This window comes from Caballeronia sp. A2-2 (genome assembly GCF_057612605.2).
Window position 1 is genome coordinate 91,029 of record NZ_CM172587.1, and the last position, 14,573, is coordinate 105,601.

Here is a 14,573-nt window from a genome sequence, read left to right on the forward strand (position 1 = left end):
AGCCGAAGCGTTCTAACACAAACGGGCGAGGCGCCTGGAGTAGCGCACCCGCCCTGAATTTCCGTTTGCCCTATGAGCGGGTGCTTAGAAACGGAAGTGCGAGAATGCCTTGTTGGCCTCTGCCATGCGGTGAACTTCGTCGCGCTTCTTCATCGCGCCGCCACGGCCTTCGGCCGCTTCGGAGAGTTCGCCTGCAAGACGCAGGGCCATCGACTTCTCGCTGCGCTTCTTCGCGGCTTCGCGCAACCAACGCATCGCCAATGCCATACGACGCGAGGGACGCACTTCGACCGGAACCTGATAGTTGGCACCACCAACGCGACGGCTCTTCACTTCGACCACCGGCTTCACGTTGTTGAGCGCAACCGTGAACACTTCCAGCGGGTCCTTGCCACCCTTGGTCTGGATCTGTTCAAAAGCGCCGTACACGATACGCTCGGCAACCGACTTCTTGCCTGAGAGCATCAGCACGTTCATGAACTTGGCTACATCTACGTTGCCGAACTTCGGATCCGGCAACACTTCCCGCTTGGGGACTTCGCGACGACGCGGCATGATTCTTCCTTTACTTTTTCAGTTGGAGCGATGTCTTCGCCCCGCGGCCACCAACAAACCCGATCCATCTCTTCGACTAAACCAGCTTGGCCGGGTGACCACTTACTCGACAGCACCGGCTATTCCGGCACCACCGCCTAAAACCGCCTTGCGGCGACCTGAAACACTTCAGACCAGCGACTTACTTGCCAGCCTTGGCACGCTTCGCACCGTACTTCGAGCGAGCCTGCTTACGATCCTTGACGCCCTGGGTATCCAGCGAGCCGCGAACCATGTGGTAACGCACACCCGGCAAGTCCTTCACACGACCGCCGCGAATCAGCACGACCGAGTGTTCCTGCAGGTTATGGCCTTCACCACCGATGTACGAAATGACTTCGAAGCCGTTCGTCAGGCGCACCTTGGCGACCTTACGGAGTGCCGAGTTCGGCTTCTTCGGCGTCGTGGTGTACACGCGAGTGCACACGCCACGACGCTGCGGGCAGTCCTGCAGGGCCGGCGACTTGCTTTTCGTCGTTTCCGACGTGCGGCCTTTGCGAACCAGTTGATTGATGGTTGGCATAGCTATTCCAGATAAATAAGAAATTTCCACGCAATTCGAAGCGGGCAAAGCGCCGAGAACCGCGTGTTGGATGTTCCTTCACCGGGTTTCCGTGACGGCATCCGGCACTAGGCCGGGTCCGAAAATGGACCAAGATCGAGAACCTAGCATGATATTCTGAAAATCCCAATCGGGTCAATACGTTAACCGGGATTTCGCAGCGTCGGCAGGACGCGAGGCGCTCGGAGCGTTATTCCGTGCCGACCACATCGAGCAATTCATCGCCGAAACGTTCGAGTTTTCGCACGCCAATGCCGGGAATGTGCCGCAAATCGTCGATCGTGTCGGGATCGTTCCGTGCGATTTCAGCGAGCGTGGCGTCATGAAAAATGACATACGCCGGGACGCCATCCGCCTTCGCAGTCTCCGAGCGCCAGGTCCGCAAGCGCTCCCAGCGCGCTTTTTCGCGCGGCGACATGCCAGCGGTCGGGTCCGCGCGTTCGCCCGTGCGCGTCGAGGTCTGGCGGGTGCGCACGGGTTTCACGTACTTGCGCAGGGTCACGCGTTCTTCGCCCTTCAGGACTGGCTTGCTGGCATCGGTCAGGACGAGTGCGCCGAAGCCGTCGTGATCGACCGCCAGATAGCCGAACGCAACCAGTTGCCTGAAGACCGCACGCCATTCCTGTTCGGAAAGCGCCGCGCCTACGGCAAACGTAGTGAGCTTGTCGTGGCCGCGCTGGAGCACCTTTTCACTGCGCGTTCCACGAAGGATGTCGATCAGATGACCTGCGCCGAAGTGAAAGCCACTCGCCTTGTGCGCGCGATACACGCAGGACAGCGCCATTTGCGCCTCACGCGTTGCATCGAACGATGCGGGCGGCTCGAGGCACGTATCGCAATTGCCGCAGGGCGCGCTCGATTCGCCGAAGTATCCGAGCAAACGCACGCGCCTGCATGCGGCGGCTTCGCACAGCCCGAGCAGCGCATCGAGCTTGCCGGTTTGAACGCGCTTGTGGGCGTCGTCCGCGTCGGATTCGTCGATCATCTTGCGTTGCTGGACGACATCGCCGAGACCGTACGCCATCCACGCGTTGGCGGGCATGCCGTCGCGTCCCGCGCGCCCGGTTTCCTGATAGTAGCCTTCGACGCTCTTCGGCAAGTCCAGATGCGCGACGAACCGCACGTCCGGCTTGTCGATGCCCATGCCGAACGCAATCGTCGCGCACATCACGATGCCCTCCTCGCGCTGGAACATCTCCTGATGCCGCTGGCGCTTCTCGAACTCCATGCCCGCGTGATACGGCAGCGCGCGCACGCCCTGCGCCTTCAGCCAGTCCGCGGTTTCCTCGACCTTGCGACGCGACAGGCAATAGACCACGCCGGCGTCCGTCGTCCCGTCCTTGTTCGTGTGCTCGGCGCGGATGAAATCGAGCAATTGCGCGCGCGCGTTGTCCTTCTCGACAATTCGATAGCGGATGTTCGGCCGATCGAAGCTCGAAACGAAGATACGCGCATCATCCAGCGCCAGGCGATGCACGATTTCATCGCGCGTGATCGCATCCGCAGTCGCGGTCAGCGCGATGCGCGGCACGTCCGGAAAGCGCTCGTGAAGAACGGACAGCTGAATATATTCAGGCCGAAAGTCGTGTCCCCATTGCGACACGCAGTGCGCCTCATCGATCGCGAACAAGCCAACCGGTGCGCTTTCCAGCAATTCGAGAAAGCGCGGCGTCATGAGCCGTTCGGGCGCGACGTAAAGCAGATCGATCTCGCCATTACGCAGCGCGCGTTCGGTTGCCGCAGCTTCGGCGCCTGAAAGCGTCGAATTCAGATAAGCCGCCCGCACGCCCACTTCCGTGAGCGCGGCAACCTGATCCTGCATCAACGCGATCAGCGGCGATACGACGATGCCCGCGCCCAACCCCGACTCGCGCCGCACGAGCGACGGAATCTGATAACACAGCGATTTGCCGCCGCCCGTCGGCATGAGAACCAGCGAATCGCCGCCGCTCGCGACATGCTCGACGATCTCCGCCTGTTGGCCGCGAAACGCGGGGTAGCCGAAGATTTCGTTGAGGATTTCGAGTGCGCGGGACATTAGGCGAAGGCGTGGGATGCGGCGTGGAGATAACGAATTCTAGCAATGCTTCCGACCGCGTAACCGCGTAGAAAAACACTTGGCCATTCGGCAGAGGGTAAGACAGCCGAAAAAGCAGCAGACGAAAAAAAACCGCCCGGCCGAAGCCAGGCGGTTTCAATACAGCTACGAGCTTAGAACGCTTACTCGTTCGTGTGCGGCTGCTGCTCCGCTGCCGGTGTTTCCGGCGTACCGAAATCGAATGCCTCTTCGGCAGCGATCTGGTCGAAGCGTTCGCGATCCGCCGACTCCTTGGTCTTGCGCGCCTTGTGGAACGCGAGACCCGTACCCGCCGGAATCAGACGGCCGACGATCACGTTTTCCTTCAGACCACGCAGATCGTCGCGCTTGCCCATGATCGCGGCTTCGGTCAGCACACGGGTCGTTTCCTGGAACGACGCCGCCGAGATGAACGAATCCGTCGACAAGGATGCCTTCGTGATACCCAGCAGCACGTTGTCGTACGACGCCGGACGCTTGTCTTCCGCGATCATCTTGTCGTTTTCGTCCAGCATGTCCGAACGCTCGACCTGTTCACCCGGAATGAAGCGCGTATCGCCGTTATCGACGATCTGCACACGACGCAACATCTGACGCACGATCACTTCGATGTGCTTGTCGTTGATCTTCACGCCCTGCAGACGGTACACGTCCTGCACTTCGTCCACGATGTAGCGCGACAACGCCTCGATACCCTGCAAGCGCAAGATATCGTGCGGATCGGCAGGACCATCGACGATCATTTCGCCCTTGTTGACGACCTGACCATCGTGCACCAGCACCTGCTTTTCCTTCGCGATCAGGAACTCGTGTTGATTGCCTTCGAGGTCCGTGATGACCAGACGCTGCTTGCCCTTCGTGTCCTTACCGAACGACGTCGTGCCCGTGACTTCCGCCAGAATGCCGGCGTCCTTCGGCGAGCGCGCTTCGAACAGTTCGGCCACGCGCGGCAGACCACCGGTAATGTCACGCGTCTTCTGCGCTTCAACCGGGATACGTGCCAGCACTTCACCGACCTGCACTTGCTGACCATCCTTCACGGTGATCAGTGCGCCGACCTGGAAGCCGATCTGCACCGAATGCTCGGTGTTCGGGATCTTCACTTCCTCGCCGTTCGCGTCGAGCAGCTTGACCTGCGGACGCACGCTCTTCGAAGCCTGCGAACCACGACGCTTCACGTCGATCACGACCAGGGTCGAAAGACCGGTCACGTCGTCGATCTGCTTCGCAACGGTCACGCCTTCTTCGACGTTTTCGAACTTCACCGTACCGCCGTACTCGGTGATGATCGGACGCGTCAGCGGGTCCCATTGAGCCAATTGCGCACCGGCTTTGATCTGCGCGCCGTCGAGTTGCAGCAGCGTTGCGCCGTACGGCACTTTGTGACGCTCACGCTCGCGACCGAAGTCATCCGCGATGATCGCCTCGCCCGAACGCGAGATGACGACCTGCTCGCCCTTCGCATTCGTGACGTAACGCATCGTGGCCGTGAAGCGCACCGTACCGTTCGACTTCGCTTCCACAGTCGATGCAACCGCCGCACGCGATGCCGCGCCACCGATGTGGAACGTACGCATGGTCAGCTGCGTGCCCGGCTCGCCGATCGACTGAGCAGCGATCACGCCCACCGCTTCGCCGACGTTCACGCGCGAACCACGACCCAGGTCGCGGCCATAGCACGACGCGCACAGGCCATAACGCGTTTCGCAGGTCAACGGCGTGCGCACGCGCACTTCGTCGATACCCAGACGCTCGATTTCTTCCACCGCGTCTTCGTCGAGCAGATCGCCCGACGCGTACAGCGTTTCCTGCGTCTCCGGATGGATGACGTCCGCCACCGCGACGCGACCGAGAATACGATCACGCAGCGCTTCGACGACTTCACCGCCTTCGACCAACGCCTTCATCGCCACGCCGTTCGACGTGCCGCAATCTTCTTCGACGACGACCAGATCCTGCGTCACATCGACCAGACGACGCGTGAGGTAACCCGAGTTCGCGGTCTTCAACGCCGTATCCGCCAGACCCTTACGAGCGCCGTGGGTGGAGATGAAGTACTGCAACACGTTCAGGCCTTCACGGAAATTCGCCGTGATCGGCGTTTCGATGATCGAGCCGTCCGGCTTCGCCATCAGGCCGCGCATACCGGCGAGCTGACGAATCTGGACCGCGGAACCGCGTGCGCCCGAGTCGGCCATCATGTAGATGGAGTTGAACGATTCCTGACGCGTTTCCTTGCCGTCACGATCGACCACCGGCTCCGTTGCGAGCTGTTCCATCATCGCCTTGCCGACCGCTTCCGACGTCGCCGACCAAATATCGACCACGTTGTTGTAGCGTTCCTGCGCGGTGACGAGACCCGACATGTACTGACGGTCGTATTCCTTCACCTTCTTCGCGGCATCGCCGACGATGGTTTCTTTCTGCGGCGGCACGAGCATGTCGTCCACGCAAATCGAGATACCGGCGCGCGTTGCCAGACGGAAGCCCATTTGCATGAGCTGGTCGGCGAAGATCACCGTTTCGCGCAGACCGCACTTGCGGAACGCCGTGTTGATCAACTGCGAAATCTGCTTCTTCTTCAGCGGCTTGTTCAGCACCGTGAACGGCAGACCCGGCGGCAGAATTTCCGACAGGATCGAGCGGCCGACCGTGGTCGCAAACAACGAGATCTTCGGCACGAACTTCGGCGCGCCTTCGCTCGTGTCCTCGTTCGCCACCATTTCGGTGATACGCACGTTGACGCGCGAAGCCAGCTCGACTTCCTTGTTCTCGTACGCGCGGATGACTTCCGACACGCCCGTGAACGTCATGCCTTCGCCCTTGCCGTTCACCGCTTCACGCGATGCGTAGTACAGGCCCAGCACAATATCCTGCGACGGCACGATCGACGGATCGCCGTTGGCCGGGAACAGGACGTTGTTCGACGCCAGCATCAGCGTGCGCGCTTCCAACTGCGCTTCGAGCGACAGCGGAACGTGAACAGCCATCTGGTCACCGTCGAAGTCGGCGTTGAACGCCGCGCAGACGAGCGGGTGAAGCTGAATGGCCTTGCCTTCGATCAGCACCGGCTCGAAAGCCTGAATGCCGAGTCGGTGCAGCGTCGGCGCGCGGTTCAGCATGACCGGATGTTCGCGAATGACTTCTTCGAGAATGTCCCACACCACCGGCGTCTGGTTCTCGACTTCCTTCTTCGCAGCCTTGATGGTGGTAGCCACACCCATCACTTCCAGCTTGTTGAAGATGAACGGCTTGAACAGTTCGAGCGCCATCAGCTTCGGCAGACCGCACTGATGCAGCTTGAGCGTCGGACCAACCACGATCACCGAACGGCCGGAATAGTCCACGCGCTTACCGAGCAAGTTCTGACGGAAACGACCGCCCTTGCCCTTGATCATGTCGGCGAGCGACTTCAGCGGACGCTTGTTCGCGCCCGTCATGGCCTTGCCGCGACGACCGTTGTCGAGCAGCGAATCGACGGCTTCCTGCAGCATCCGCTTTTCGTTGCGGACGATGATTTCAGGCGCCTTCAGTTCGAGCAGACGCTTCAAGCGGTTGTTACGGTTAATGACGCGGCGATACAGGTCGTTCAGATCCGACGTCGCGAAACGGCCGCCATCCAGCGGCACGAGCGGACGCAGTTCCGGCGGCAGCACCGGCAGCACTTCGAGCACCATCCAGTCGGGCTTGATGCCCGAACGCTGGAAAGCCTCGAGCACTTTCAGGCGCTTCGCGTACTTCTTGATCTTCGCTTCCGAACCCGTGTTCTTGAGTTCGGTGCGCAGCATCTCGACCTGTTCGTCGATGTTGATCGCGCGCAGCAGTTCACGCACGCCTTCCGCGCCCATCTCGGCGCGGAACTCGTCACCGTATTCTTCGACCTTGTTGTAGTAATCCTCTTCGGTCATGATCTGCCGCGCTTTCAGCGGCGTCATGCCCGGATCGATCACCACGTATGCTTCGAAGTACAGCACGCGTTCGATGTCGCGCAGCGTCATGTCGAGCACCATGCCCAGACGCGACGGCAGCGACTTCAGGAACCAGATGTGCGCGACGGGCGAAGCCAGTTCGATATGGCCCATCCGTTCGCGACGCACCTTCGCCAGCGTCACTTCGACGCCGCACTTCTCGCAGATCACGCCGCGATGCTTCAACCGCTTGTACTTGCCGCACAGGCATTCGTAGTCCTTGATCGGACCGAAAATCTTCGCGCAGAACAGACCATCCCGCTCCGGCTTGAACGTGCGGTAGTTGATGGTCTCCGGCTTCTTCACTTCGCCGAACGACCAAGAACGAATCTTGTCGGGCGACGCGAGGCCGATCTTGATCGCATCAAAAACTTCTTCTTGTTGGACTTGCTTGAATAGATCGAGCAGAGCTTTCATTGCTTTCTCTCCGTAGTCCGATTAGTTGCGGTCCAGATCGATATCGATACCGAGCGAGCGGATTTCCTTCACCAACACGTTGAAGGATTCCGGCATGCCCGCGTCAATCACGTGATCGCCCTTGACGAGGTTCTCATAAACCTTCGTCCGGCCTGTCACGTCGTCCGACTTGACCGTCAGCATTTCCTGCAGCACATACGATGCGCCATACGCCTCGAGCGCCCACACTTCCATTTCACCGAAACGCTGGCCACCGAACTGCGCCTTACCACCCAGCGGCTGCTGCGTGACGAGCGAGTACGGACCGGTCGAACGCGCGTGCATCTTGTCGTCGACCAAGTGGTGCAGCTTCAGATAGTGCATGTAGCCGACCGTGACCTTGCGCTCGAACGGTTCGCCCGTGCGGCCATCGCGCAATTGCACCTGGTTCTTTGACGAGTTCATGCCGAGGTTGGTCGCGATGTCGTCCGGATAAGCCAGATCAAGCGCGCGGCCCATTTCCTCTTCGGTCGCGCCGTCGAACACCGGCGTCGCGAACGGCACGCCTTCGCGCAGATTCCGTGCGAGTTCGAGGATTTCGTCGTCGGAGAAGCTTTCCAGCTCTTCCTGGCGGCCCGACTCGTTGTAGATCTGCGTGAGGAACGCGCGCATTTCTTCGATCTTCGCCTGACGCTGCAGCATTTCGCCGATCCGCCAGCCCAGACCCTTCGCGGCCCAGCCCAGATGCACTTCGAGAATCTGACCCACGTTCATCCGCGACGGCACGCCGAGCGGGTTGAGCACGACGTCTGCCGGACGGCCATCGGCCATGTACGGCATGTCTTCGATCGGCACGATCTTTGACACGACACCCTTGTTACCGTGACGGCCGGCCATCTTGTCGCCCGGCTGCAGACGACGCTTGACCGCGAGATACACCTTGACCATCTTGAGCACGCCCGGCGGCAGTTCGTCGCCTTGCGTGAGCTTCTTGCGCTTTTCTTCGAACGCGAGGTCGAACTGGTGACGCTTCTGTTCGATCGAGTCCTTGATGGCTTCGAGCTGCGCCGCTGCTTCTTCGTCCGCCAGGCGGATGTCGAACCAGTGGTAGTGATCGAGGTCTTCGAGGTACGGAAGATCGATCTTCGTGCCCTTCGCCAGCTTCTTCGGACCGCCGTTCGCGACCTTGCCGTTCAGCATGCGGGCGAGACGCGAGAACGCATCGCCTTCCACGATACGGAGCTGATCGTTCAAATCGAGGCGATAGCGCTTCAGTTCATCGTCGATGATCTGTTGTGCGCGCTTGTCACGCGTGATGCCTTCGCGCGTGAACACTTGCACATCGATCACCGTGCCGCTCATGCCCGAGGGCACGCGCAGCGACGTATCCTTCACATCGGATGCCTTTTCGCCGAAGATCGCGCGCAGCAGCTTTTCTTCCGGCGTCAGTTGGGTTTCGCCCTTCGGCGTGACCTTGCCGACCAGCACGTCGCCCGCTTCCACTTCCGCGCCGATGTACACGATGCCCGACTCGTCCAGACGGCCGAGTTGAACTTCCGCGAGATTCGAAATATCGCGCGTGATTTCTTCCGGTCCGAGCTTGGTATCGCGAGCAACGACGTTCAGTTCTTCGATGTGGATCGACGTGTAACGGTCATCCGCCACGACCTTTTCCGAGATCAGGATCGAGTCTTCGAAGTTGTAGCCGTTCCACGGCATGAACGCGACCAGCATGTTCTGACCGAGCGCGAGCTCGCCCAGATCCGTCGAGGCGCCGTCGGCCAGCACGTCGCCGCGCGAGACCTTGTCGCCCATCTTCACGATCGGACGCTGGTTGATGTTCGTGTTCTGGTTCGAACGCGTGTACTTGATGAGGTTGTAGATGTCCACGCCGACATCGCCGGCCACGGCTTCTTCGTCGTTCACGCGAATCACGATACGGCCCGCATCGACGTAATCCACCACCCCACCACGGAACGCCTGAACCGTCGTACCCGAGTCGACCGCGACCGTGCGCTCGATACCCGTTCCGACGACCGGCTTCTCCGGACGCAGACACGGCACGGCCTGACGCTGCATGTTCGAACCCATCAACGCGCGGTTCGCGTCATCGTGTTCGAGGAACGGAATCAGCGATGCCGCCACCGACACGATCTGCGACGGCGCCACGTCCATGTACTGGATGCGGTCCGGCGTGACCATCATGGTTTCGCCCGCTTCACGCGAGGACACCAGCTCGTCGGTCAGCGTACCGTCTTCGCCGACAGCCGCGTTCGCCTGCGCGATCACGTAACGGCCTTCTTCGATCGCCGACAGATAGTCGATCTGGTCCGTCACCTTGCTATCGACCACCTTGCGATACGGCGTTTCGAGGAAGCCGTATTCGTTCAGGTGCGCGTACAGCGCGAGCGAGTTGATCAGACCGATGTTCGGACCTTCCGGCGTTTCGATCGGGCACACGCGACCATAGTGCGTCGGGTGCACGTCACGCACTTCGAAGCCTGCGCGTTCACGCGTCAAACCGCCCGGCCCGAGTGCGGAAACACGGCGCTTGTGCGTGATTTCCGACAGCGGGTTGGTCTGGTCCATGAACTGCGACAACTGCGACGAACCGAAGAACTCGCGAATGGCCGACGAAATCGGCTTCGAGTTGATCAGATCGTGCGGCATCAGGTTTTCGCTTTCTGCCTGGCCGAGACGTTCCTTGACAGCACGTTCGACACGCACGAGACCCGCGCGGAACTGGTTTTCCGCCAGTTCGCCGACGCAACGCACGCGACGATTACCCAAGTGGTCGATATCGTCCACTTCGCCCTTGCCGTTCCGCAATTCGACCAGAATCTTGATGGTCGCGAGGATGTCGTCGTCCTGCAGCGTCATCGGGCCGACGATTTCATCACGGCCCACGCGGCGATTGAACTTCATGCGGCCGACCTTCGACAGGTCGTACGCTTCTTCGCTGTAGAACAGACGGTTGAACAACGCCTCGACCGCTTCTTCGGTCGGCGGCTCGCCCGGACGCATCATGCGGTAGATCGCGATGCGCGCAGCCATGCGGTCTGCGGTTTCATCGATACGCAGCGTCGAGGAAATGTACGGACCTTGGTCCAGATCGTTCGTATAGAGCGTCTGGATATCCTTGACCTTCGATTCGCGCAGCTTTTCGAGAACCGTTTCCGTGATTTCTTCGTTGGCGTTCGCGATCACTTCGCCCGTTTCCGGATCGATGACGTTCTTCGCCAGCACGCGGCCGAGCAGGTAGTCCTCGGGCACCGAGATGAACTTCGTCTTGGCGTTTTCGAGGTCGCGGATATGCTTCGCGTTGACGCGCTTGTCCTTCGCGACGACCAAGTTGCCGTCACGGTCGTTGATATCGAAGCGCGCAACTTCGCCGCGCAGGCGCTCGGGAACGAATTCCATCTGCGCGCCTTCGCTCATCAACTGGAAGTTGTCGAACACGAAGAAGTTCGCGAGGATCTGCTCCGGCGTCATGCCGATGGCCTTGAGCAGAATCGTGACCGGCATCTTGCGACGACGGTCGACGCGGAAGTACAGCACGTCCTTCGGGTCGAACTCGAAATCGAGCCACGAACCACGGTAGGGAATGATCCGCGCCGAGAACAGCAGCTTGCCCGAGCTATGCGTCTTGCCCTTGTCGTGCTCGAAGAACACGCCCGGCGAACGGTGGAGCTGCGAGACGATCACGCGCTCCGTTCCGTTGATGACGAACGAACCCGTCGGCGTCATGAGCGGAATTTCGCCCATGTACACTTCCTGTTCCTTGACTTCCTTGACGACCGGCTTACTCGGCGATTCCTTGTCGAGCAAAACCAGACGCACTTTCGCGCGCAGGGCCGAGCAGTACGTCAGACCGCGCTGCTGGCATTCCTTGATGTTGAACGCGGGCGACGACAGCATGTAGCTGACAAACTCCAGCCGCGCGAAGCCATTGTGCGAGACGATCGGAAAAACAGATGAAAAAGCTGCCTGCAGGCCTTCTGCCTTGCGCTGCGTGGAGTTCGTGTCTGCTTGCAGGAAGGTGCTGAATGATTCGAGCTGGGTCGCCAGCAAAAACGGCACTTGGTGAACGATGGGGCGTTTCGCGAAACTCTTGCGAATACGCTTCTTCTCGGTGAAGGAATATTGCATACGATCTCCGAATCACGGCGGGCGTTACCGAGGCGGGATACCTCGACGACACGGCCCGGTGTTCACCGACTGAGACCCACGCGGTTGTCCGGGGAGGACGCGCGAGTCTAGAAGCTTGGTGGTTGGCCGCTACCAACCGCTGGCTGACGGCAGCGGATGCCTGTGTTTCCCGCTACCCGACCAAACTTGCCTTCTGCAGTCGCTTCAGAAGACAAAGAGAACCGCCGGAATTTTGTGCCGATCCGACCGTTCTCTTTGGCTTCTGTGAGGACATATATGCTTGCGCGCAAGCATAAAAACTGCATCCCCACAAAGCACAAAAAGGCCGGCGGTGAAAAACCGCCAGCCTTCGCATAGCGCCGAAAAACTTACTTGATTTCAGCCTTCGCGCCTGCTTCTTCCAGCTTCTTCTTCGCTTCTTCAGCAGCCGCCTTCGGCACCGCTTCCTTGACAGGCTTCGGTGCACCGTCGACCAGATCCTTCGCTTCCTTCAGGCCGAGACCCGTCAGTTCGCGAACAGCCTTAATCACGGAAACCTTGTTTGCGCCCACTTCGAGCAGGTTCACGGTGAATTCGGTTTGCTCTTCAACAGCAGCAGCAGCGCCGCCGCCAGCCGGGCCAGCGACTGCAACAGCAGCTGCCGACACGCCAAACTTTTCTTCGAACGCCTTGACCAGCTCGTTCAGTTCGAGGACCGACATCGAGCCAACGGCTTCGAGGATGTCTTCTTTTGCGATTGCCATGTGAAATACTCCTAGATTGAATTCGGATCGAGCTAGCGATCTAGCCAATACCTAACTTAAGCGACTAGCGCCCAAGCCTGACCGTAACCGTTAGGCAGCTTCGCCCTGTTTTTCAGCCAGCGCAGCCAAAGCGCGCGCAAAGCCGGAAACAGGTGCTTGCATAACGAACAGCAGCTTGGAGAGCAGTTCTTCGCGACTCGGGATGTTGGCCAGCGCTTGCACGCCTGCCTTGTCCATCACCTTGCCTTCGTAGGAACCAGCCTTGATGATCAACTTGTCATTGCTCTTGCCGAAGTCGTTGACGACCTTGGCAGCGGCAATGGCATCTTCCGAGATGCCGTAGATCAGAGGACCGGTCATCTGCTCAGCCAGCGAAGCGAACGGGGTACCTTCGACGGCGCGACGCGCCAGCGTGTTCTTCAACACGCGGAGATACACCTGTTGCTCACGCGCTTTCGCGCGCAGCTTGGTCAGATCGCCAACCGTGATCCCACGATACTCAGCGAGCACCATCGTCTGAGCCTTCGCGACTTGCGCGGCGACTTCAGCGACGACTGCCTGCTTATCTTCTTTGTTCAGTGGCACGGTTAAACCTCCAGATTCGATGCACTCGGGGAACAACCCTCATGCACCACGTTCGATAACGGCGTCCGACTGTTAGGAGTATTTCGATCGATCAGTGACCGCCTCTGCGACGATCGACAACCGACTTCAACCACTGCAAAACTGTTTCGGGTTCGCCATCTGCGTTGGCTTGAATTAAGGCGATGTCTACCTGCTACATCACCACCAACGGTCTTTGACAACCGGTTGCTTAGCTCAGAACTACAACTTTGCAACCGCCCAAAGCCCTTTAGAGATGCGACCCGTAGGTCGCACCGCAATTCTTTACTGTTGCGCCAGCGTGGATTGGTCCACGCGAACGCCCACGCCCATCGTGCTGGACACGGCGATCTTGCGCAGGTACACGCCCTTGCTCGTTGCCGGCTTGGCCTTGTTCAATGCATCGACCAGCGCTGCAAGGTTTTCACGCAGACGTGCCGGCTCGAACGAAGCGCGACCGATGGTGCCGTGAATGATACCGGCCTTGTCGACGCGGAATTGAACCTGACCAGCCTTGGCGTTCTTCACTGCCTGAGCGACGTCCGGCGTGACCGTGCCGACCTTCGGGTTCGGCATCAGGCCGCGCGGGCCGAGAATCTGACCCAGCGTACCGACAACACGCATCGTGTCCGGCGAAGCAATCACGACGTCGAAATTCAGGTTACCTGCCTTGACTTGCTCAGCCAGGTCTTCCATGCCAACGACGTCCGCACCTGCCGCGCGTGCTTGCTCGGCCTTGTCGCCTTGCGCGAACACTGCCACGCGAACCGACTTGCCCGTGCCCGCCGGCAGAACGACGGAACCACGAACCACTTGATCCGACTTCTTCGCATCGATGCCGAGTTGCACGGCAACGTCGATCGACTCGTCGAACTTGGCGCTTGCACAGTCTTTTACTAAAGCGAGTGCGTCGTCGACCGGATACAGCTTCTGACGGTCGACCTTGTTCGCGAATGCCTGAAGGCGCTTAGAAAGCTTAGCCATTTACACGCCCTCCACAGTGATGCCCATCGAACGCGCGCTGCCGGCGATCGTACGCACGGCGGCATCCAGATCAGCTGCCGTAAGATCCGGCATCTTAGTCTTCGCGATTTCTTCCGCTTGAGCGCGGGTGATGTTGCCGACCTTGTCGGTATGCGGCTTCGCCGAACCCTTGTCGACCTTGGCTGCCTTCTTGATCAGAACGGTAGCCGGCGGCGTCTTCATGATGAACGTGAAGCTCTTGTCCGCGAATGCCGTGATGACCACCGGCACCGGAAGACCCGGCTCCATGCCCTGAGTCTGCGCGTTGAACGCCTTGCAGAACTCCATGATGTTCAAGCCGCGCTGGCCCAGTGCCGGACCGACCGGCGGCGACGGGTTGGCTTTACCTGCAGGAATCTGCAGCTTGATAAAGCCGATGATTTTCTTTGCCATTTTGAAAACCTCTGCTGAACGCGTGAGCGTTCGGTGAGTGATAGCGCGCGTTCGACAAAATGCCT

9 protein-coding genes are annotated in these 14,573 nt (G+C 59.9%); all 9 read right to left on the reverse strand.

Annotated features, from left to right (window positions below):
* Positions 1-84: 84 nt before the first annotated feature.
* The 9 genes from rpsG to rplK all read right to left on the reverse strand — a co-directional run bounded on the left by rpsG (position 85) and on the right by rplK (position 14,508).
* Positions 85-555 carry a 30S ribosomal protein S7 gene (gene rpsG / locus ACZCWR_RS00525; RefSeq protein WP_006053291.1) on the reverse strand — a complete coding sequence of 157 codons (471 nt, stop codon included), beginning with the start codon at positions 553-555 and terminating at the stop codon, positions 85-87.
* A gap of 181 nt (positions 556-736) precedes the next feature.
* A complete protein-coding gene (gene rpsL, locus ACZCWR_RS00530) occupies positions 737-1,117 on the reverse strand; it encodes a 30S ribosomal protein S12 (RefSeq protein WP_006053290.1) in 381 nt (126 codons plus the stop codon).
* Positions 1,118-1,346: 229 nt separating this feature from the next.
* Positions 1,347-3,194, reverse strand: coding sequence for a DNA helicase RecQ (gene recQ / locus ACZCWR_RS00535; protein ID WP_487301826.1), 1,848 nt, complete (start codon positions 3,192-3,194; stop codon positions 1,347-1,349).
* A 182-nt stretch (positions 3,195-3,376) separates the two neighbouring features.
* Positions 3,377-7,618, reverse strand: coding sequence for a DNA-directed RNA polymerase subunit beta' (gene rpoC, locus ACZCWR_RS00540; RefSeq protein WP_487301827.1), 4,242 nt, complete (start codon positions 7,616-7,618; stop codon positions 3,377-3,379).
* A 21-nt stretch (positions 7,619-7,639) separates the two neighbouring features.
* Positions 7,640-11,746, reverse strand: coding sequence for a DNA-directed RNA polymerase subunit beta (gene rpoB / locus ACZCWR_RS00545; protein WP_487301828.1), 4,107 nt, complete (start codon positions 11,744-11,746; stop codon positions 7,640-7,642).
* A 368-nt stretch (positions 11,747-12,114) separates the two neighbouring features.
* On the reverse strand, positions 12,115-12,489 hold the full coding sequence (rplL, locus tag ACZCWR_RS00550; protein WP_035511392.1) for a 50S ribosomal protein L7/L12: 375 nt from the start codon (positions 12,487-12,489) through the stop codon (positions 12,115-12,117).
* 90 nt (positions 12,490-12,579) lie between these two features.
* Entirely contained in the window at positions 12,580-13,074 is a 495-nt protein-coding gene (gene rplJ, locus ACZCWR_RS00555; RefSeq protein WP_487303200.1) for a 50S ribosomal protein L10, read from the reverse strand.
* A 303-nt stretch (positions 13,075-13,377) separates the two neighbouring features.
* Complete coding sequence (rplA, locus tag ACZCWR_RS00560) at positions 13,378-14,076, reverse strand: 50S ribosomal protein L1 (RefSeq protein WP_487301829.1); 699 nt, start codon at positions 14,074-14,076, stop codon at positions 13,378-13,380.
* Complete coding sequence (rplK, locus tag ACZCWR_RS00565) at positions 14,077-14,508, reverse strand: 50S ribosomal protein L11 (protein WP_244826443.1); 432 nt, start codon at positions 14,506-14,508, stop codon at positions 14,077-14,079.
* Positions 14,509-14,573: the final 65 nt, after the last annotated feature.